Origin of the sequence: Sporosarcina sp. ACRSM, assembly GCF_022346545.1 — a bacterium.
Classification (GTDB): domain Bacteria; phylum Bacillota; class Bacilli; order Bacillales_A; family Planococcaceae; genus Sporosarcina.
Window position 1 is genome coordinate 1 of the sequence record NZ_JAKRNU010000005.1, and the last position, 20,191, is coordinate 20,191.

A 20,191-nucleotide genomic window follows, 5' to 3' on the forward strand; every position below is an offset into this window, starting at 1 on the left:
AAGGGACCGCCTGCGCGCGCTTTACGCCCAATAATTCCGGACAACGCTTGCCACCTACGTATTACCGCGGCTGCTGGCACGTAGTTAGCCGTGGCTTTCTAATGAGGTACCGTCAAGGTACGGACAGTTACTCCCGTACTTGTTCTTCCCTCACAACAGAGCTTTACGATCCGAAAACCTTCTTCGCTCACGCGGCGTTGCTCCATCAGACTTTCGTCCATTGTGGAAGATTCCCTACTGCTGCCTCCCGTAGGAGTCTGGGCCGTGTCTCAGTCCCAGTGTGGCCGATCACCCTCTCAGGTCGGCTACGCATCGTCGCCTTGGTAGGCCGTTACCCCACCAACTAGCTAATGCGCCGCGGGCCCATCCTGCAGTGACAGCCGAAACCGTCTTTCAGAGTTCCTCCATGCGGAGGAACTGATTATTCGGTATTAGCCCCGGTTTCCCGGAGTTATCCCCATCTGCAGGGCAGGTTGCCCACGTGTTACTCACCCGTCCGCCGCTAATGTCAGGGAGCAAGCTCCCATCCATTCGCTCGACTTGCATGTATTAGGCACGCCGCCAGCGTTCGTCCTGAGCCAGGATCAAACTCTCCATAAAAGAAGAAAATGAATAGCTCATTTCTTGCTGACTTTGAATCCGAAGATTCGTTTGTGTTTGTGTCCCCAACAGAGTTGGTTCAACAAACTGTATTTGTTAACGTTTTGCTGTTCAGTTTTCAAGGTTCATGTCGCCGCAGCGTTTCAGCGACAACTCTTATATCTTAGCATTTTACCAATTTGATGTCAACAACTTTTTCGACATCCCTTTTTGCTTCCGCATTTCAGAAGCGCAAGGTTTACTATCGTAACATTTGCATACAAGTTAGTCAACAATCAATTATAATTTTCGTCGTTTATGCTCACTTGCAAATGCGACGTTTAATAATATACCATCTAATTCTATCGATTGCAACATTTATTTCAAATAGTGTTCGTAAAAGGTAATAGGATCAAACAAACATTAAATGGCTCGTTCTTCTTTTCGTTACACTTTCCAAACCGGTGACTCTTTTCTTCAGCAGTTCCTCGATTCATTTGTTACCGCATTTTCTGCTCGGATGAAGCCAATGTTCAAATAAATACCAATAAAAGTTTGGGAGCATGAAGTATTATTCACAACTGTTAAAAGAAATACAAAAAAGGAAGAGGAAAGATTAGTTACGATAATAACTTCTATACATCAGCAGTTGTGTAGCAAATGTGTTGTATTTGTGTTGTGTTCATTTATTTTCAATCGTTTTTAACCGTAAATTCCAAAAATAAAAAAGACCCCAAACGTTTTCACATCAACGTTTGGGGTCATTTTTATTTCTAATCGTTTTCAAAATTCATCTTAAAACGTCCCAGGAGGGATTCGAACCCCCGACCGACGGCTTAGAAGGCCGTTGCTCTATCCAGCTGAGCTACTGAGACATGTTCCAAACAATCACAGGATTGTGAGGACATTTATTACTATAGAATGGGTTGCACATAAAGTCAACACTATTTTTTAAAACTTTTTTATTTCAATCGAATCAATTGTTTCATGCGCCATATTTTTAAACATTACATTCACTGTTTCATCCCATTCTACAACGGCATAAGTCGCCTCTTTCCCGCCTCTCGGCAACCTAGTGCTTCCCGGGTTCAAAAATAAGATCCCATCCTGCATTTCCGCACCTTATAGATGTGAATGACCAAATAGCACAATATCAGCGCCCATTTCTTTCGCGCTATAGTAAAGACTCATCAAAGACTGGTTCACATCATGTTCATGTCCATGGACAGTGAGGATTGACTTTCCTTGAAGCTCCACCAAAAGAATTGAAGGAAAACGATTATCGCGGTCGCAATTTCCACGGACGATGTGTATATTTTGTAAAATTGGATCGTCAAATTGTAGTTCACTATCACCGCAATGAAAGATGGCATCCGCAAGAAGGGAGGAAACGGCTGTCACCGTTTCCTTATCTCCGTGTGAATCACTCATCACAATCAGCTTCATTACTGATCACCTTCCATATATTGAGGAAGCTTGGATTTCAACTTTGAAAGAGCCGCACCGCGATGGGAAATTGCACTTTTCTCTTCAGGTGATAATTCCGCCATCGTCCGCTTTTGTTCAGGCAGGTAAAAAATCGGGTCATAGCCGAACCCATTCGTTCCTTGTCGCTTCGAATGAATGATTCCTTCGCAACTTCCCGAGAACGTCTCCGTTTCAATTCCTGGACCCGCAACTGCAAGCACACATCGGAAACGTGCAATACGCGCTTCTTCAGGAGTCTTTGCCAACTCTCCAAGCACTTTGTCGATGTTTGCGTCATCATTCTTCTCCAAGCCTGCATAACGGGCGGAGTATACGCCCGGAGCTCCATCAAGTGCATCAATTTCCAAACCGCTATCGTCTGCAATGACGATTTTACCTAGTAGATTCGCCACTGTCTCCGCTTTTAAAATCGCATTTTCCTCAAAAGTGGTGCCCGTCTCTTCCACATCGATATTTCCTTCAATATCATTCAATGTAAGGACTTGTACACCAAAGGGTTTGAATAACGTCTCGAAATCTTTTGCTTTTCCCTGATTGTTTGTTGCAATGAGTACTTCTTTCATGAATGATCCTCCTCTTTCTGTCCAATCATTTGACCAATTAATCCGAGCGCTTCTGTTTGCATTTCAAATAATTGATGGATGCCCTCTTCCGCAAGAGATACAAGTTCATTCATCTCGTCCCGTGTAAATGTCGATTCTTCGCCCGTTCCTTGCAATTCAACAAATGCGCCTGCGCCCGTCATGACGACATTCATATCGACAGCAGCTTCCGAATCTTCCACATAATCAAGATCCAATATTAATTGGCCTTCGTTCGACTTTCCGACACTTGTCGCGGCAAGTAGGTCGGTTATCGGAAATTTCTTTAAGTTTTTATCCTTATACAGTTTAGCGATCGCTAACGTCATCGCGACAAATGCACCTGTAATCGACGCTGTCCGCGTTCCGCCGTCCGCCTGTATAACGTCACAATCGATCCAAAGGGTCCGCTCTCCAAGCGCCTCCAAATCCATAACTGCCCGCAACGCACGCCCGATCAAACGTTGTATTTCCATCGTCCGTCCGCCGACTTTTCCTCGCGTAGCTTCACGCTGTGTCCGTTGCCCTGTCGCCCGTGGCAACATCGAATACTCTGCTGTCACCCATCCTTTTCCCCCGCCTCGAAGAAAATGGGGTACCCGTTCTTCGATTGTTGCCGTGCAAATCACTTTCGTATTGCCGACCGAGATTAGAACCGAACCTTCAGGGTGCAGCAAATAATCCGTTTCGATTGTAACCGGCCTAATTTCATCAAATTTTCGTCCATCATGTCTCATCATGAGTACCCTCCAGCTCTCAAATTGCGTTATCATCTTATCATAACCTGTTTCATAGACGCAAAAACCCGGGACATCCGTCTGCGGACACCCCGGACCTTTCTACAGTTGAATAGTCTTTACTTCCGGCTCTGGAATCGATAGCCAGTCCATCACGATCGAACGAAATTGCTCTACATTTCCCGTTGAAAAGAAAACAGGTAAGACTTTTCGTTCGGATATTCGTGCAATATTTCTAGCAGCTAGGGTTCTTTCCACATCACGTACCGTCTCTACTGCCGAAGAAATAATGCTTACATTTGCAGGTAGATGCTTTTCAATATGATGTTGCAAAAGCGGATAATGTGTACACCCTAAAATAGCTGCATCAAAATCCTTGCCAATCATCGATTTCAATGTTTCCGAAACAACTTCATTCGCCTGTTCTGATTGGTATTGACCGCTTTCCACAATCGGCACAAACGCCGGACAAGCAAGCGGGTACACCGTTGCAGCCGGCGATAACGAATGGATGGCATCATTATATGCACCGCTTTTGATTGTACCTTCTGTTCCGAGGACAGCAATTTTCCCTGTTGCAGAAGCGTTCACCGCAGCACGGGCACCCGGAACAATCACACCAATAACTGGAAATGAGAATTGCTCTCTTATATCTTCTAGCGCGACGGCGGTTGCCGTATTACAAGCTATGACAAGCATTTTTATGCCTATTTTGGAAAGAGCCGTTGCCATTTCCATTGTAAACGTCCGTACTTCTTCTACTGGTCTTGGGCCGTACGGACAGCGTGCATCATCTCCCAAGTAAACGATTCGTTCATATGGTAATTGACTGAGCATTTCTTTCACGACGGTCAAGCCGCCGACGCCCGAATCAATTACACCAATTGGTAAATCCACTTAAATCCCTCAATCCTTTTTCATCTCTTGATGAAGTTTAGTCAACAGCTCTGAAAACTCTTTAATTTGCCGCACATCAAAGTCAGCTAAGACATTGCTTAAATAATCACGGCGTTTCTCGATCACTTCTTCTATCACGCGCTCTCCTTCACTCAATAGATGAATGCGGACAACCCGGCGATCCTGTTCATCCCGTACGCGCTTCACAAGATTATTTTTCTCCATCCGATCAACCAAATCCGTCGTCGTACTGAACGCAAGATACATCTTAGTCGATAAATCCCCAATTGTCATGTCACCGTGTTCAAACAGCCACTGTAAAGCTACGAATTGTGGCGGCGTAACGGTATAATTGCTCAAAATACGTCGGCCTCTTTGTTTAATGATCGCTGAGATATATCTCAAGTCCTTTTCCATGCGGGCAACATCATCTATATATTCCTGATTAGGTGTATTTTGCTCCTTCAAATAGATCAGCTCCCAAAACAATTACTGTCTTTCTATTGTCACCTTTTTTTGTGTTGAAGGCAATACTTTTCCTAGTCTGCGGCCGTAACATCCTACTCCAAAAGAAAAAACAGTTGCCGGATGACTGCAGTGTGCAGTCCGTTCAACTGTTTGAAAAGTTTATTTAAATATCAGCATGCTACTCTCATATCGTTGCATACCTATACTCGCGCTCATGTATGGTCGACGATCTCCATCATGATCACTTATGCTTAATGCAATTTCAACTCACCTAGCCGCAACAATTCGACTATCGCTTGTGCCCTTCCGGAAACACCTAATTTTTGAATTGTGTTCGAAATATGATTCCGGACAGTTTTTTCACTAATTCCGAGCCGTCCTGCGATTTCTTTTGTCGTATGATCGTCAACGAGCAGATGAAAGATTTCACGCTCTCTTGCAGTCAGCAAGGAACGGTTTTTCGATTCTTCTGTCAAGACGCGCCCCTCCTATCCACTTTCACTTTAAAATATGTGAAGAGAGAGCGGGCTGTGCCGGCTACTTGCTCATTTCCAACCCTAAAAGCGACTTTTCTTCTTCCGTCCACGGAATACCTTTCCCTGAACGCCTGCCTACTTGGACCATTGCACCTCTTCCCGTAAAAACAAGATCCCCATTTTCGTTCTTCGCCATATAATGGATATCGACCGAACTCTTGCCGACCGACTCCGCTTTCACAAATATGGAGAGCTGTTCATCGAAAAATACCTGTTTGACAAAATCGCACTGCAAATCTGCAACAACCGGTATCTTCTCGCCATCCGGATTAAGCCAATCATTCATCAGTCCAATATGCTTAAAATATTCAATTCTTGCATATTCAAAATAAACAAAGGGTACCGTATTGTTCAAATGGCCGTACATATCCGTATCAGAAAACCGAACCTGTACCGGCACGGAATATGTAAATCCCGCAACCCATGATGATAGATCATGTATATATGTTTGTTTCACTCTCAAACCCCTCCAAACGATAGTAGATTATACTCGATCTTCCCAGTTTACAGTATATTCAATTAAAAGTGGGATGAATCTGCATTTTAATGGGGAAAATCCTGAATCACACTTGTTGCTTGTATATATGTTTTCAAACGTAGGATGAAAGGTTAAAGGTTGATCACTTACTATTGTATTTTGAGCACTTGGAGGATGCATTGAGCACTTGATAGAAGTTATAATCACTCAAAAGATAGTTTGAGCGTTTGCTACAAGTTATGATCGCTTAGACGGTGGATTGATCACTTCCCACGTTTTATGAGCGCTCAAACGATGGATTGATCACTCGCCATGTTTTATGGGCGCTTAAACGGCAGATTGATCACTTGCCATGTTTTATGGGCGCTTAAACGGCAGATTGATCACTTGCCATATTTCATGAGCGCTCAAACGATAGATTGAGCACGTTACGTTAGATATGATCTCTCCAAAATTTTCCACAAGAAAACCCCGCCAGGTATTTTCCTGAGCGGGGTTTTCGGTAGGTTGAAATCAGTCTACCATATGGTCGCTTCCGAAGAAGTTTTTAAAGAGTTGAACAGAAGTTGCGCGGTTCATCGCAGCAATCGACGTTGTGAGTGGAATCCCTTTTGGACATGCAACTACACAGTTTTGTGAGTTACCGCATTCAGTAATTCCTCCGTCTGCCATTATCGTTGCTAAACGCTCGTCCTTATTCATTGCACCTGTTGGATGCGTGTTGAAGAGACGGACTTGCGAAATAAGCGCTGGACCGATAAAGTCCGTTTTGTCATTGACGTTCGGGCATGCTTCAAGGCATACGCCGCAAGTCATACATTTTGAAAGCTCATATGCCCATTGACGCTTACGTTCAGGCATACGTGGTCCTTCCCCTAAGTCATAAGTTCCATCGATCGGAACCCAAGCCTTGATTTTTTTCAAGGAATCAAACATGAATTCTCTGTCGACAATCAAGTCACGGACAACTGGGAATGTCTTCATCGGTTCAAGTCTGATCGGCTGTGTGAATTGGTCGACTAGCGCTGTACACGACTGGCGTGGACGGCCATTGATGACCATAGAACATGCACCACAAACCTCTTCCAGACAGTTCATATCCCAATTAACCGGAGTCGTTTTCTCGCCGTCTGCATTCACCGGATTACGGCGAATTTCCATCAGCGCAGAAATAACGTTCATGTTCGGTCTATATTCCAACTCGAATTTTTCCCAATACGGAGTCGATTCAGCTGTATCCTGACGAAGAATTTCAAAACGGACAGTTTTTTGTGCCGTCTGTTGTTCACGTTCCTGTACGGCAGTATTTTGCTCGCTCATTTACGTCAATCTCCTTTCGTCGCGGAATAGTCGCGTTTACGTGGCGGAACTAGCGAAACGTCGATATCTTCGTAGTGGAAAATCGGAGCAGATTTTCCGTCAAATTTCGCCATTGTCGTTTTCATGAAGTTTTCATCATCACGTTCCGGGAAGTCCGGTTTGTAATGCGCCCCGCGGCTTTCGTCACGATTTAGTGCACCAAGTGTGATAACACGTGCTAAGTATAACATGTTTTTCAACTGACGCGTAAATGTCGCACCTTGGTTAGACCATTGTTGTGTATCGTTAATGTTGATATTTTCATAACGTTCAAGAAGCTCTTGAATTTTTTCGTCTGTTTCTTTCAACTTATCATTATAACGTACAACTGTGACGTTGTCCGTCATCCATTCGCCAAGCTCTTTGTGAAGGATATAGGCGTTTTCAGTGCCATCCATTTTGAGCGTGTCATCCCACTTCTGCTGCTCATCTTTCACTGCTGTATCGAAGATTGTTGATGGTAGCTCTTCCGCAGTGCGCTTCAAGCCTTTCATATATTTAACGGCGTTCGGTCCTGCGACCATTCCTCCGTAAATAGCTGAAAGAAGAGAGTTTGCTCCGAGTCGGTTAGCACCGTGCTGTGAATAATCACATTCACCGGCAGCGAACAGACCTGGTATATTTGTATGTTGATCATAATCAACCCATAGACCACCCATCGAATAGTGAACGGCTGGGAAGATTTTCATTGGTAATTTACGTGGATCATCGCCTGTGAATTTCTCATAGATTTCAATGATACCACCAAGTTTAATATCTAACTCTCTTGGATCCTTATGTGAAAGATCCAAGTAAACCATGTTTTCACCGTTAATGCCGAGTTTTTGATTGACACAAACATCAAAGATTTCACGTGTGGCAACATCACGCGGCACGAGGTTACCATATGCAGGATATTTTTCCTCAAGGAAGTACCAAGGTTTACCATCTTTGTAAGTCCAAACGCGTCCACCTTCACCACGTGCAGATTCACTCATCAGACGAAGTTTATCGTCACCAGGAATTGCCGTCGGGTGGATTTGGATGAACTCACCGTTTGCGTAATACGCACCTTGTTGGTAAACGATGGATGCTGCCGATCCTGTATTGATAACAGAGTTTGTCGTTTTCCCGAAAATGATCCCAGGGCCTCCAGTAGCCATGATGACTGCGTCACCTTTGAATGCTTGGATTTCCATCGTTTTCAAGTTTTGTGCTTTAATACCGCGACAAACGCCTTCATCATCAAGGATCGCTCCTAGGAACTCCCAATGTTCATATTTCTGAACTAATCCATCCACTTCGAAGCGACGAACTTGCTCATCCAATGCATAAAGGAGTTGTTGACCAGTTGTTGCACCCGCAAATGCTGTACGGTGGTGAAGTGTACCCCCGAAACGACGGAAATCCAGAAGTCCTTCAGGTGTCCGGTTGAACATGACGCCCATCCGGTCCAATAAATTGATGATCCCTGGTGCTGCATCCGTCATCGCTTTAACAGGCGGCTGATTCGCTAGGAAGTCCCCTCCATATACAGTGTCGTCAAGGTGGATTGCAGGCGAATCGCCTTCCCCTTTCGTATTCACTGCACCGTTGATGCCTCCTTGGGCACATACGGAGTGGGAACGTTTAACCGGGACGAGTGAGAACAGGTCAACCGGAGTGCCTGCTTCAGCCGCTTTGATGACTGCCATCAAGCCTGCAAGACCGCCGCCGACAACAATCAATCTGCTTTTTGCCATTATTGTTTCACTCCTCAAATTTTAGGTAATCTCAATGTCAATCATAATTTTTACACAAATGCAAGTATTGCCTGTACACCGATAACAGAAAGTATTACGAAAGCTGCAATCGAGACGTAAGTGACGATTTTCTGTGAACGTGGCGATTGCGTGATTCCCCAAGTGACAAGGAATCCCCAAAGGCCGTTCGCCAAGTGGAAAGTCGCCGCGATAACACCCGCGATGTAGAATGCAATCATGAACGGATTCTCAAAAATATTAGCCATCATGTTGTAGTCTACTTCGGCTCCCAATGCCTTCTGAATTCTTGTTTCATAGATGTGCCATGCGATGAAGATTACTAGGAAAACTCCTGTAATTCGTTGCAACATGAACATCCAGTTGCGGAACGTACCGAAGCGCTGTACGTTATTTTTCGCAGTAAAAGCTATGTACACACCATAGAACGCATGGAACATGAGTGGAATGTAAATGACGAACCATTCTAAAAACAGAACGAACGGTAAATTCCCCATGAAATTGGATGCGTTGTTGAATGCTTCTGCACCGCGTGTCGCAAAATGGTTAATAACCAAGTGCTGAGCAAGGAAGAGCCCAACCGGGATGATCCCGAGCAACGAATGTAGTCGGCGCAAATAAAAATCTGATTCTCTCGACAAATCTTTTACCCTCCCTTATTGCTGAGGACGTGCATCTAAGGCTGCCATCGTTTTGACACGAAGCAACCGTTGACTGCTCTCCTCTTCATGATACAATAATATAACATGTTCATTGTACTCCTCTGTTTTGAAGAGGTCAAGATGAGGAAGGCAATTGCCTGCTGATTATTCTATTAATTTCTACATTATCCGAAGGGTTGTTTATTCGATTGGAAAATATTACATACGACTCGCCGACCCGCTTCGGCTACGAATTATTGCGTGATCATGTATTGCCAAGCATACTTGGGAAACATGAAGACGAAATCCTCTATTGGGCAGGAAAAGAAATCGCTCGAAAATTCCCGGTTTTTGCTATCGAAGAATTGCCTGTATTCTTCCAAGAAGCTGGATGGGGTGAGCTTATACTTCATGAAACGGCAAAAGACGAGACTTTTTACATATTAAAAAACGAAGCAGGCCCAACTTTCCACAAAAGATCCTTTCGCCTCGAGGCCGGTTTTTTAGCGGAACAGTATCAAAAATTGAACGGCTTACTGACGGAATGCTACGGCGAAGTGAACGATAAAGAACCTCTCGTTCACTTTCATGTGAAATGGGATTTAAAATCAACTATTTGAAATGCTGATAGGGATGCTCTAGTGAATCGGAGCATCCCTATCTTTTATTCCCCTGCTAATTCGTATTGTTCATGAAGGACCGCTACCGCTTTTTCCATATCCGATTCCGGAATAACAACGGAAACTTTAATCTCTGATGTACTCACCATTTTGATCGGGATAGATGCATTGCGCATTGCATCGAACATCGTAGCGGCAACGCCCGGATTTGATACCATTCCACTACCGACGATCGACACTTTAGCAAGCCCTACTTCAAAATCCACTTGTCGATATCCGAGCGCTTCCTGATTCGTCTCCAATATATTGACGACTTCCGCAAAATCCTGTTTTTTAATCGAAAAAGAAACGGATGGCTGTGCGTCCTCCCGGATCGTCTGCACAATAATATCTACGTTAACATGATGTTTTGCCAAGGTTGTAAAAATATTCGCTAGTGAACCATTGTATGGTGTGTCATACATAACAGTGATTCGGACAATATCGCGTTCAAATGCGACTCCCCGAACGATAAGATTGTTTTCCAAATCGATTTCCTCCTTAATGATCGTGCCTTCGCCTTCAATATGAGCCGGTCTGACACGCAATGGCATTTGATGGTTTTTAGCGAACTCGACGGCTCTTGGATGCAGGACCCCCGCTCCTAAATTCGCGATTTCCAGCATTTCGTCGTACGAAATCTCTTCCAACTTCCGCGCTTGTTCGATCAAACGTGGATCGGTCGTAAAGACACCTTCTACGTCTGTGTAAATATCGCAAACAGCCGCATCAATCGCTATAGCGATGGCAACGGCACTTGTATCTGATCCGCCACGCCCCAATGTCGTCAATTGCCCATGAGCATCGATTCCTTGGAATCCTGTTATGACAGCGACCGCATCCTCCTCGAGAGTGGAGATGATTCTGTCTGCTTGAACTTGTTCAATCCTAGCATTTCCATGTATAGCTTCTGTTGTGACTCCCGCCTGCCAACCGGTAAAAGATTTTGCCTCGACCCCTGCCGCAGCAATGGCCATCGCAAGAAGGGAAGCCGTTACTTGTTCGCCTGTCGTCAAAAGCATATCCAGCTCGCGTCGCCCCGCATTCGGGTTTACTTCATTGGCTAACGCCAGTAATTCATCAGTCGTTTTTCCCATTGCCGACACGATGACAGCCACTTTTTTTCCGCGATTGACTTCCCCGACGACCAATTGCGCCGCACGTGCGATTTTTTCAGGATTCGCAACCGAAGTCCCTCCGAACTTCATTACAATTCGTTCCATTTTCAGTCCTCCATCTTTTTCCCGGAATGCCAAAAAGGCCCTCAATCATAAATTGAGAGCCGGTCCGATGGGAGCAATCACAAAAAAGCTCCGAACGGATAGCTCTCCAGGTATTTGATACCTGACAGACTCCCACTTCTTCAATGGAAATCCAGCTAGATCATCATGGCAGCTGATGATCCGCTTCGGCGAAAGTCCCTTTCAATTCCCCTCATTAGGCTGCCGCCTTCAAGGAATGTACTCTTAACATTCGCGCCTCTATCCTCACGATATAATGCAGTGCATAATATGTGAAAAAATTCAGTGCATCCACAATAGCATACTATTTCTTTTCTCGCAATGCTTCATTTTGAAAATAGGTCTCCACTTTTTCCGCAACGGTCATTGGCAATCCTGCTTTTTGCAATTCTGCTGCGGAAGCCTCCCGAATCTTTTTGACAGAACCGAAATGCTTCAACAACATGTTTTTCCGTTTCGGTCCGACACCTGGAAGTCCATCGAGCGTCGAGACAAGCGAATTCGTTTCACGTCGTTGACGGTGGAATGTAATTGCAAAACGATGCACTTCGTCTTGGATCCGCTGCAACAAATAAAATGCCTCACTTGTTCTTTTCAACGGAATAAGTTCAGGCGGATCACCGTAAAGCAGTTCAGCTGTTTGGTGTTTGTCGTCTTTCGCCAATCCTGCTATCGGGATGGATAAGCCAAGTTCGTTCTCGATAATTTCACGCGCAACTTCCATCTGCCCTTTCCCCCCGTCGATGACAATCAAGTCAGGCAAAGGCAACTCCTCTTTCAACACGCGGGTATATCTTCTGCGGACAACTTCCCGCATCGCACCATAGTCGTCATGCGCCGCTGCCGTTTTTGTCTTGAATTTCCGATAGTCTTTCCGGTTCGGTTTACCATCGACGAAAGAAACCATCGCAGATACCGGATCCGCCCCATACGTGTGGGAATTATCGAATGCTTCAATACGCAACGGGATGGTAATATTCATCGCTTCACCAAGCTCTTCGCACGCTCCGATCGTTCTGCTTTCCTGACGTTCAATGAGTTGGAATTTCTCCTTCAGCGACATCTGCGCATTTTTAATCGCGAGATTGACCAAATCTTTCTTTTTACCTCTTTGTGGAATCAGCACATTCACTTGCAGGAGCTGACGTATTATTTTACGGTCTATGCCTTGCGGCAACAAAATCTCCTTCGGTAAGAGATGTTCGGATTTCCCGTAAAACTGGCCGATAAATGTTAATAATTCTTCCTCAGGTTCCTGATAGACCGGAAAGAGTGATACATCCCGTTCAATCAACTTCCCTTGTCGTACGAAGAACACTTGCACACACATCCAACCCCGATCGACTGCATAACCGAAAATATCGCGATCTGTAAAGTCATTCATCGTAATGGTCTGTTTTTCCATGACCGCTTCGATATTCGCAATCTGGTCCCGATATTCTTTTGCACGTTCAAATTCGAGATTTTCCGCCGCCGACTTCATTTTTTCAGTCAGCTCTTTCTTCATTTGTTTGTAGCCGCCATTCAAAAACCGACTAATATCTTCTACCATCGATTTGTACGTATCTTCCTGTACTTCATTGACACACGGAGCAAGACATTGGCCGAGATGATAGTAGAGGCAGACGCGATCAGGCATTGTATGGCATTTTCGATAAGGATATAAACGATCCAGCAGCTTCTTCGTTTCACTTGCGGCATGCGCATGCGGATAAGGGCCAAAATACTTCCCTTTATCTTTTTTCACTTGCCTCGTAATGATCAGTTTAGGGTGCCGTTCTGCGGTCAACTTAAGATAAGGATAGCTCTTATCATCTTTCAGCATAATATTGTACTTGGGATCATGCTGTTTGATCAGGTTCAATTCGAGCACGAGCGCTTCAATATTGGAAGACGTGACGATATATTCGAAATCCGTGATCTCGCCGACAAGCCGTTGTGTTTTTGCATCATGTGTACCTGTAAAATAACTGCGCACACGATTTTTCAACACCTTCGCCTTGCCGACATAAATAATCGTCCCTTGTCTATCTTTCATCAAATAACAGCCAGGCACTTCGGGTAAAATGGCCAATTTTTGTTCGATCAATTCATTCATTCTTTCTCACCTACTCAAAAAACCAGGTACCGATGAAGGAACCTGGCTTTTATCTAATCAATGTGTATCTTCATTCAGCAGAAGACTCCCGCCGAATGAAGATAAAGAGCCTCTGGCGGATGTCACAGATTTTGAATCGAGCGTGCTCGATTCAAAATCTGGACGCAATCACGCCGAGGCGTGATTGATTATGTTATGCATGTTTTTCGATCAATTCAGCAAGTGCTTCTTTCGGCTTGAAACCGACCACTTTGTCAACAACTTCGCCGTCTTTGAATAGAAGAAGTGTCGGAATGGACATGATGCCGTATTTACCTGCAGTTTCTTGGTTATCATCAACATCCACTTTGACAATATTCGCTTTGCCTTCGATATCTCCGCTAAGCTCTTCTAATACAGGAGCGATCATTTTACAAGGTCCGCACCAAGGTGCCCAAAAGTCCACGAGGACAAGTCCTTCTTTAGTATTCTCTTCAAATGTTTGATCTGTCGCATTGATAATAGCCATGTTAAAATTTCCTCCTTTGTTCACTATGTACGTAGTATAGCACGCACCCTTTACGCGAGCTAAATATATGCTTATAGCATTTTTAAACGGTGCCAGCAGCTGGCACCGTTCTAAGTCAGTTCACCTTTGCTTTTTTCAATTCTTTCACTTCATCAATCAATAATGGAAGAACTTCGAACAAGTCGCCAACGATTCCATAATCAGCCACTTTAAAAATATTCGCTTCTGGATCTTTATTGATCGCCACAATCACTTTCGAGTTGGACATTCCTGCCATATGCTGAATCGCGCCGGAAATCCCGACAGCAATATACAGATCTGGTGTGACGACTTTACCCGTCTGTCCAATTTGCAATGAATAATCACAGTAATCTGCATCACACGCTCCACGTGAAGCACCGACGGCTCCGCCTAATAGATTCGCCAATTCTTGGAGCGGTTTAAATCCATCTGCACTTTTCACTCCGCGGCCACCGGCGACGACAACTTTCGCCTCTGACAGATCCACACCTTCCGTCGATTTACGGACCACTTCAGAAATGATTGTACGCAAGTTTGTAATATCGACAGAAACGGATGACACATCCCCTGCGCGACCTGTGTCTTGTGAAAGTGGTGCAATATTATTCGGACGTACTGTGATGAACAGCAACCCTTCTTTATTTTCCACCTTTTCAAACGCCTTCCCCGAATAAATCGGACGGATGAATACGGCATCATCGCCTTCCCCTTCAATTGCAGTCACATCGGAAATCAGTCCCGAATCCAGTTTACTCGCAATCTTTGGAGACAAATCTTTTCCAAGTGCTGTATGTCCGAAAACGATAGCTTCCGGTTTTTCCTGCTCATAAACAGCCATGAATGCTTGGCCGAAGCCATCCGATGTATATTGTTTCAAATGAGGATGTTCAACCGTAATGACACGGTCCGCCCCATAATGAATCAATTCTTCCCCGAGTGACTGAACCGCGTCACCACATAATACGCCGACCACTTCCCCGCCTCCGGCAATCGTTTTCGCTGCTGCTATTGCTTCAAATGAAACGTTACGCAAAGCACCTTCTCTCGCTTCCCCAAGCACTAATACTTTTTTAGACATTTCGATTCCCTCCGATTCCAATTTCGATTCATACACGTTCATATACGTTTAACCATTTACTGAACTCCCGTTTCTAACAAAAGCATCCGACCACTTTTCCGCTAGAAGACTAGGCTTGTATTCCGACTAGATTGATATTTTTAGATGACTTTCGCTTCTGTGTGAAGTAGACCGACAAGCTCTTTTACTTGGTCAGCGATTTCACCTTCCAAGACACGTCCAGCCGCTTTTTGCGCCGGAAGAAACACTTCGATTGTTTTTGTTTTCGCTTCCACATCATCTTCATCCAGATCTAGATCATCCAACTCGAGTTCATCCAACGGCTTTTTCTTCGCTTTCATAATCCCTGGTAGGGATGGATAGCGCGGTTCATTCAAACCTTGTTGCGCTGTTACGAGTAACGGCAGAGACGTTTCAATTGTTTCGGAATCCCCTTCCACATCACGAATGATTTTGGCGGATGTCCCATCGATTTCAAGGTTAGTGATCGTCGTCACATAGTTGATGCCCAACAGTTCTGCTACACGAGGACCGACTTGACCTGAACCGCCATCGATTGCCACATTCCCCGCCAAAATCAGGTCAACCTCTTTATCTTTCAAGTATTCTGCTAAAATTTTTGCAACTGTATGCTCATCCATTTCGTCAAGATCATCTTCGGTATCGATTAAGACAGCTTTATCAGCCCCCATTGCCAAAGCGGTGCGGAGCTGTTTTTCCGCCTCTTCATTACCGATTGTCAGAACTGTTATCTCCCCGCCATGTGCATCGCGCACTTGTATCGCCTCTTCAATTGCGTACTCATCATATGGATTGATGATGAATTCCGCTCCATCTTCGGCAATTTTACCGTTTGAAACTGTAATTTTTTCCTCTGTATCAAATGTACGTTTAACTAACACATAAATGTTCATATTGAGAACCTCCCTAATTTTCTATCATTTCCCCACAAATGAGGGCTCACGTTTATCAATAAATGCTTGGATTCCTTCTTTTGCATCTTCCGAATCAAAAACAACACCGAATGCTTTGTGTTCCGCTTTTACGCCTTCATAATAAGTAGACGGCTTCGAATATTGGAGCATGTCCAATGTCGCTTTCACCGCAATCGGACTTTTCTTAGCGATTTTCCTCGCCAGTTCCATTGTCGCTGGCAGCAATTCTTCATCCGAATAGGAGCGATTCGCTAGCCCATAACGGACTGCTTCCTCCCCACTGATCGGTTCACTCGTCAAAAGCATCTCCGCCGCTTTCGGCATACCGACATATCTCGGCAAGCGTTGGGTACCCGCAAATCCAGGAATAAGACCTAGCTGCAATTCCGGTAATCCCAACTTTGCATTCGCAGTCACATTACGGATATGACAGGCCATTGCCAGTTCAAGGCCCCCACCAAGCGCCGCTCCATGAATAGCGGCAATGACCGGTTTAGGGAACCGTTCAAGACGTTCAAAGACCTCTTGTCCGCTGCTCGCCAATTTGGAAAATTCAGCTCCCGACTCGATCTCAGTAAACTCTTTAATATCGGCCCCTGCCGAGAAGAATCTTCCCTCCCCATGCAACACGATCACTCTGACCGCGTCATCGTTTTCCACCTGATCCAGAAGTGCATCGACTTCTAAAATGAGCGCGCGTGAAAGCGCATTCGCGGGCGCCCGCTTGATCGTAGCAACCGCTACACCATCCCCTATTGTTACAGATAGAAACTCCATTTCATCCCATCCTTTTTAAGCTTGTAAGGCTTTCATTATCAGCCGATGTACACCGACTGATAATTTCATTAAATCATATTTTTGGTCTTTCATCACCCATGAAGTGAGCGTTTCATCAATTGTTCCGAATACCATCTGACGCGCGAGGCGAATGTCAATGCTGTCATCAAATGTCCCATTATCCATTCCCTCCTTCAAGATGTTATCCAGAAGGGTCAAGTATTCTTTCAATACGCCATTAATCTGCATCCGTAATTCTTTATTCGTTTGCCGTAGTTCCAATTGGGTGACAATCGCGTAATAACGGTCTTCGTGGAGCAAGCGAAAATGATTATCAATCATTTTAAAGAGCTTCTCTGAAGTTGAGATATCTTTTTTCAATATCTCTTCCAAATCTTCTATAAAAATAGCCATTTTCTCTTTGAATACGGATATGAGGATATCTTCTTTATTTTTAAAATATAAATAAATCGTCCCATCGGCAACGCCTGCTTCTTTTGCAATCTTTGAAACTTGCGCTTGATGATAACCGTTTTCAGCAATGACAATAATCGCTGCATCCACAATTTGCTTATATTTCGGCTTATCCCGTTTCACTTGTAATCACCACCAAAAAAGAAAATATGAATGGTTATTCATTCATATTTTCATATTAATCTATCGTTTCTGTTAAGTCAAGTTTTGATAGAAAGTTAAGAAGTGAGTAAATTTTGTTCCAGTTCCTGTTTTGCCTCTTCCACAAGTGTGCGTCGCAATATTTTTCCAATTGCAGTTTTCGGTAATTCTTTTCGGAATTCATAAATGCGCGGCACTTTAAAAGAAGCCAATCGTTCGCGGCAGTATTGATCGAGTTCCTCCTCAGATACGGTTACACCCTCTTTCAAGACGATAAATGCTTTAACCGTTTCGCCTCGATAAGAATCTGGAATGCCTGCTACGACACATTCCTGAATCGCTTCATGTTCGTATAAGACCTCTTCGATTTCCCGCGGATATATATTAAAACCGCCCGCAATAATGACATCTTTTTTACGATCCACAATATAGAAATACCCTTTATCATCCATATAACCGAGATCTCCGGTCAAGAACCAGCCATTTCTGAATGCTTGCGCTGTTTCTGCCGATCTGTTCCAATACCCTTTCATCACTTGTGGCCCTTTTACTGCAATCTCCCCTATTTCGCCATTCGGCAATGGTTCGGACGATTCCGGACCGAATATGCAGCAATCCGTATCCGGCCACGGCACGCCGATCGACCCTTTCACACGTTCTTCAATCCAAGGAAAATTCACATGTGTCACCGGAGATGTTTCCGTCAAGCCATAGCCTTCAACAAGTTTCCCTCCTGTCACTTTCTCGAATTTCTCTTGGATTTCGATGGGCAACGGAGCTGAGCCGCTCAGACAAGCTTTGATGGATGACAGGTCGTATTTGGCAATGTCGGGATGATTGAGTAAGCCGATGTAGATGGTCGGTGCACCGGGAAATAGTGTCGGCTTCTGTTTATCGATTGTCTTCAAAGCCGTTTCCATATCGAATTTCGGAAGTAACACCATTCTATTCCCCTGCATGACTGAAAATACTAGGACTGTCGTCATTCCATATACATGAAAGAATGGCAAAATGCCCATGATCGTTTCTTCGCCCGCTTTACATTTGTATAACCACTCTTCACACATTCTCACATTTGAGATAAGATTTTTATGCGTTAACATGACCCCTTTGGGAGAGCCCGTTGTTCCTCCTGTATATTGGAGTAACGCAATATCCTCATCATAATTGAATGCATAATGTACCGGATCCGGTTTCGAACTATTCATGATTTCAGTAAAAAGGTGGTGCATGCCTCGATGTTCCACCTTCACAGTAACACCATGTTCTTTTTTCTGAATGAACGGGTAGATGAAATTTTTAGGAAATGGTAAATAGTCTTTTATCCCCGTTATTATGATATTCTCCAGCTCTGTCTCTTTAACGATTTTGGAAATTCGCGGAAATAAAATATCGAGTGAAATGATGGCTTTTGCACCCGAATCCACCATTTGATAGGCGAGCTCACGCTCCGTATAAAGGGGGTTCGTTTGAACGACAATTCCTCCCGCATACAATATCCCAAAGTAGGCGATAGCGCTTTGCGGACAATTAGGCAACATGATCGCTACCCGATCTCCCTTATTTATGCCGATCGATCGCAAATAATTTGCCAACTTCAATGCCGAATCATAAAACTCTTTGTAAGGAATCTCTTTCCCCAGAAAATGGATAGCAATCTTATTAGGAAATCTCGAGGCAGTCTTCGTCAAATATTCCTGAATCGGAATTTTTTCATACTGTAACGTCTTGGCAATCTCCGGCGGATATAAATCTAACCAAGGCTTCAAAGACATTCAATGGCCCCTTTCTATCTCGATTTCAGTTCTTTGAATATTCCTATAGTTTATTATAATCTCTCTGGAATAGGCTTTCAAACAATAACCTGCATCAAGGGTCTTAGTGATCGATACACGGTTGAAGTGCATAGTCTCCCTTTGGCAAACCATATGAAAAAACCTTGATCGATATGCATCGATCAAGGCGTATTGGCAGTCATCCAATAAATTCCTACTGCAATAAATAAGATACAGACTATGATTAAGATTTTTGATAGTTTTTCCATCCGTCTACGTCTCCTATGAAATACTTGCTCCGATGACAAATGACAGTCCTACTGAAATGACCATCGAGATAAAACCGACAGAGCGATTATCCGACTCGATTTCTTTATCAATATTAAACTTCGGCGTTAAAAACTCAAATAAGAAATACGCAAAAATAAGCAGCAAAAATCCGTACAGCCCCCATCCGATCATTTGTGGCAATGAATTATGCTGCTCGATGGAATGGCGGAATATATTGGCGACACCAAATATTTTACCCCCTGTTGCGAATGCGACAGAAAGGTTCCCTTTTCTGATTTCTTCCCAATTATTATATTTCGTAACAAGTTCAAAAATCACCATGGACACGATCAGACAGAGGACAACCACACTGAAGTATCCGGCTGTTTCCACCAATGGATGGCTCCAAAAACCAGTTTTCGTCATTTTCTCATACTCCTTTAACTTGATTCAGCAGCCCCCCCCACTTCCATAGTGGCGGGATGAATGCCAGAATGTATTTTTAATCAGAGAGAGTCCAAACTCCCTGCTGATTCAAGTTAAGCCTCCGGCGGATGTCACAGATTTTGAAAGGAGTTAATTGCGCAAGCGCAATTCAAAATCTGGACGCAATTACGCCAAGGCGTAATTGATCGTTCAGTCAATCCTTCCTAATACGGATGAAGTTGAGAAAGGTTTCAAAAAAACATCATTATTTCAAGATAATTAGAA

Annotated in this window: 21 protein-coding genes, 1 tRNA gene, 1 rRNA gene and 1 riboswitch; of the genes, 1 reads left to right on the top strand and 22 read right to left on the bottom strand. The window is 44.1% G+C overall.

The window, feature by feature from the left end:
• The 13 genes from MHZ95_RS09010 to MHZ95_RS09070 all read right to left on the bottom strand — a co-directional run.
• A 16S ribosomal RNA gene (locus MHZ95_RS09010) occupies positions 1–600 on the bottom strand; the annotation flags it as partial.
• Between the two features lie 780 nt (positions 601–1,380).
• Positions 1,381–1,454 (bottom strand) — tRNA-Arg (locus tag MHZ95_RS09015).
• Positions 1,455–1,530: 76 nt separating this feature from the next.
• On the bottom strand, positions 1,531–1,692 hold the full coding sequence (locus tag MHZ95_RS09020; RefSeq protein WP_239390294.1) for a hypothetical protein: 162 nt from the start codon (positions 1,690–1,692) through the stop codon (positions 1,531–1,533).
• A gap of 9 nt (positions 1,693–1,701) precedes the next feature.
• On the bottom strand, positions 1,702–2,025 hold the full coding sequence (locus MHZ95_RS09025; RefSeq protein WP_239390295.1) for a YfcE family phosphodiesterase: 324 nt from the start codon (positions 2,023–2,025) through the stop codon (positions 1,702–1,704).
• Positions 2,025–2,630: an XTP/dITP diphosphatase gene (locus tag MHZ95_RS09030; protein ID WP_239390296.1), complete on the bottom strand. Its 606-nt coding sequence runs from the start codon at positions 2,628–2,630 to the stop codon at positions 2,025–2,027. The genes MHZ95_RS09025 and MHZ95_RS09030 overlap by 1 nt, the downstream gene beginning before the upstream one ends.
• Complete coding sequence (gene rph / locus MHZ95_RS09035) at positions 2,627–3,388, bottom strand: ribonuclease PH (protein ID WP_304649085.1); 762 nt, start codon at positions 3,386–3,388, stop codon at positions 2,627–2,629. The genes MHZ95_RS09030 and rph overlap by 4 nt, the downstream gene beginning before the upstream one ends.
• A 99-nt stretch (positions 3,389–3,487) precedes the next feature.
• Complete coding sequence (gene racE / locus MHZ95_RS09040) at positions 3,488–4,282, bottom strand: glutamate racemase (RefSeq protein WP_239390297.1); 795 nt, start codon at positions 4,280–4,282, stop codon at positions 3,488–3,490.
• A gap of 9 nt (positions 4,283–4,291) precedes the next feature.
• Entirely contained in the window at positions 4,292–4,699 is a 408-nt protein-coding gene (locus tag MHZ95_RS09045) for a MarR family winged helix-turn-helix transcriptional regulator (RefSeq protein ID WP_239390577.1), read from the bottom strand.
• Between the two features lie 302 nt (positions 4,700–5,001).
• Complete coding sequence (locus MHZ95_RS09050; protein WP_239390298.1) at positions 5,002–5,226, bottom strand: helix-turn-helix domain-containing protein; 225 nt, start codon at positions 5,224–5,226, stop codon at positions 5,002–5,004.
• Positions 5,227–5,287: 61 nt separating this feature from the next.
• The gene (locus MHZ95_RS09055) at positions 5,288–5,743 is read right to left on the bottom strand and encodes an acyl-CoA thioesterase (protein WP_239390299.1); all 456 of its coding nucleotides are present in this window, start codon (positions 5,741–5,743) and stop codon (positions 5,288–5,290) included.
• Between the two features lie 534 nt (positions 5,744–6,277).
• Positions 6,278–7,084, bottom strand: a complete 807-nt coding sequence (gene sdhB / locus MHZ95_RS09060; protein ID WP_239390300.1) for a succinate dehydrogenase iron-sulfur subunit — start codon at positions 7,082–7,084, stop codon at positions 6,278–6,280.
• A gap of 5 nt (positions 7,085–7,089) precedes the next feature.
• Positions 7,090–8,844, bottom strand: coding sequence for a succinate dehydrogenase flavoprotein subunit (gene sdhA / locus MHZ95_RS09065; RefSeq protein WP_239390301.1), 1,755 nt, complete (start codon positions 8,842–8,844; stop codon positions 7,090–7,092).
• A gap of 50 nt (positions 8,845–8,894) precedes the next feature.
• Complete coding sequence (locus MHZ95_RS09070; RefSeq protein WP_239390302.1) at positions 8,895–9,503, bottom strand: succinate dehydrogenase cytochrome b558 subunit; 609 nt, start codon at positions 9,501–9,503, stop codon at positions 8,895–8,897.
• Positions 9,504–9,712: 209 nt separating this feature from the next.
• Here MHZ95_RS09070 and MHZ95_RS09075 point away from each other — a divergent pair, with 209 nt between their 5' ends.
• Complete coding sequence (locus MHZ95_RS09075; RefSeq protein ID WP_239390303.1) at positions 9,713–10,123, top strand: YslB family protein; 411 nt, start codon at positions 9,713–9,715, stop codon at positions 10,121–10,123.
• 44 nt (positions 10,124–10,167) lie between these two features.
• On the opposite strand, the gene MHZ95_RS09080 is transcribed toward MHZ95_RS09075, so the two are convergent.
• The 9 genes from MHZ95_RS09080 to MHZ95_RS09120 all read right to left on the bottom strand — a co-directional run bounded on the left by MHZ95_RS09080 (position 10,168) and on the right by MHZ95_RS09120 (position 19,906).
• Positions 10,168–11,385 carry an aspartate kinase gene (locus MHZ95_RS09080; RefSeq protein ID WP_239390304.1) on the bottom strand — a complete coding sequence of 406 codons (1,218 nt, stop codon included), beginning with the start codon at positions 11,383–11,385 and terminating at the stop codon, positions 10,168–10,170.
• Positions 11,386–11,476: 91 nt separating this feature from the next.
• Positions 11,477–11,654: riboswitch (Lysine riboswitch) on the bottom strand.
• A 53-nt stretch (positions 11,655–11,707) separates the two neighbouring features.
• Positions 11,708–13,501 carry an excinuclease ABC subunit UvrC gene (gene uvrC, locus MHZ95_RS09085; protein ID WP_239390305.1) on the bottom strand — a complete coding sequence of 598 codons (1,794 nt, stop codon included), beginning with the start codon at positions 13,499–13,501 and terminating at the stop codon, positions 11,708–11,710.
• A gap of 193 nt (positions 13,502–13,694) precedes the next feature.
• A complete protein-coding gene (gene trxA / locus MHZ95_RS09090; RefSeq protein ID WP_239390306.1) occupies positions 13,695–14,009 on the bottom strand; it encodes a thioredoxin in 315 nt (104 codons plus the stop codon).
• A gap of 115 nt (positions 14,010–14,124) precedes the next feature.
• Positions 14,125–15,108, bottom strand: coding sequence for an electron transfer flavoprotein subunit alpha/FixB family protein (locus MHZ95_RS09095; protein ID WP_239390307.1), 984 nt, complete (start codon positions 15,106–15,108; stop codon positions 14,125–14,127).
• A 140-nt stretch (positions 15,109–15,248) separates the two neighbouring features.
• Positions 15,249–16,022: an electron transfer flavoprotein subunit beta/FixA family protein gene (locus tag MHZ95_RS09100; protein ID WP_239390308.1), complete on the bottom strand. Its 774-nt coding sequence runs from the start codon at positions 16,020–16,022 to the stop codon at positions 15,249–15,251.
• 24 nt (positions 16,023–16,046) lie between these two features.
• The gene (locus MHZ95_RS09105; RefSeq protein WP_239390309.1) at positions 16,047–16,820 is read right to left on the bottom strand and encodes an enoyl-CoA hydratase; all 774 of its coding nucleotides are present in this window, start codon (positions 16,818–16,820) and stop codon (positions 16,047–16,049) included.
• Positions 16,821–16,835: 15 nt separating this feature from the next.
• Positions 16,836–17,417, bottom strand: coding sequence for a fatty acid metabolism transcriptional regulator FadR (locus MHZ95_RS09110; RefSeq protein WP_239390310.1), 582 nt, complete (start codon positions 17,415–17,417; stop codon positions 16,836–16,838).
• A 95-nt stretch (positions 17,418–17,512) separates the two neighbouring features.
• A complete protein-coding gene (locus MHZ95_RS09115; protein ID WP_239390311.1) occupies positions 17,513–19,210 on the bottom strand; it encodes an AMP-binding protein in 1,698 nt (565 codons plus the stop codon).
• A 282-nt stretch (positions 19,211–19,492) separates the two neighbouring features.
• Positions 19,493–19,906, bottom strand: coding sequence for a DUF350 domain-containing protein (locus MHZ95_RS09120; protein ID WP_239390312.1), 414 nt, complete (start codon positions 19,904–19,906; stop codon positions 19,493–19,495).
• Positions 19,907–20,191: the final 285 nt, after the last annotated feature.

Coding starts and splice junctions, on each gene's coding strand:
- MHZ95_RS09020 (WP_239390294.1), bottom strand. CDS start 1,692: ATGCAGGATGGGATCTTATTTTTGAACCCGGGAAGCACTAGGTTGCCG.
- MHZ95_RS09120 (WP_239390312.1), bottom strand. CDS start 19,906: ATGACGAAAACTGGTTTTTGGAGCCATCCATTGGTGGAAACAGCCGGA.
- MHZ95_RS09030 (WP_239390296.1), bottom strand. CDS start 2,630: ATGAAAGAAGTACTCATTGCAACAAACAATCAGGGAAAAGCAAAAGAT.
- MHZ95_RS09025 (WP_239390295.1), bottom strand. CDS start 2,025: ATGAAGCTGATTGTGATGAGTGATTCACACGGAGATAAGGAAACGGTG.
- MHZ95_RS09105 (WP_239390309.1), bottom strand. CDS start 16,820: ATGGAGTTTCTATCTGTAACAATAGGGGATGGTGTAGCGGTTGCTACG.
- sdhA (WP_239390301.1), bottom strand. CDS start 8,844: ATGGCAAAAAGCAGATTGATTGTTGTCGGCGGCGGTCTTGCAGGCTTG.
- MHZ95_RS09100 (WP_239390308.1), bottom strand. CDS start 16,022: ATGAACATTTATGTGTTAGTTAAACGTACATTTGATACAGAGGAAAAA.
- rph (WP_304649085.1), bottom strand. CDS start 3,388: ATGATGAGACATGATGGACGAAAATTTGATGAAATTAGGCCGGTTACA.
- MHZ95_RS09080 (WP_239390304.1), bottom strand. CDS start 11,385: ATGGAACGAATTGTAATGAAGTTCGGAGGGACTTCGGTTGCGAATCCT.
- MHZ95_RS09095 (WP_239390307.1), bottom strand. CDS start 15,108: ATGTCTAAAAAAGTATTAGTGCTTGGGGAAGCGAGAGAAGGTGCTTTG.
- sdhB (WP_239390300.1), bottom strand. CDS start 7,084: ATGAGCGAGCAAAATACTGCCGTACAGGAACGTGAACAACAGACGGCA.
- MHZ95_RS09115 (WP_239390311.1), bottom strand. CDS start 19,210: ATGTCTTTGAAGCCTTGGTTAGATTTATATCCGCCGGAGATTGCCAAG.
- uvrC (WP_239390305.1), bottom strand. CDS start 13,501: ATGAATGAATTGATCGAACAAAAATTGGCCATTTTACCCGAAGTGCCT.
- trxA (WP_239390306.1), bottom strand. CDS start 14,009: ATGGCTATTATCAATGCGACAGATCAAACATTTGAAGAGAATACTAAA.
- MHZ95_RS09045 (WP_239390577.1), bottom strand. CDS start 4,699: ATGGAAAAGGACTTGAGATATATCTCAGCGATCATTAAACAAAGAGGC.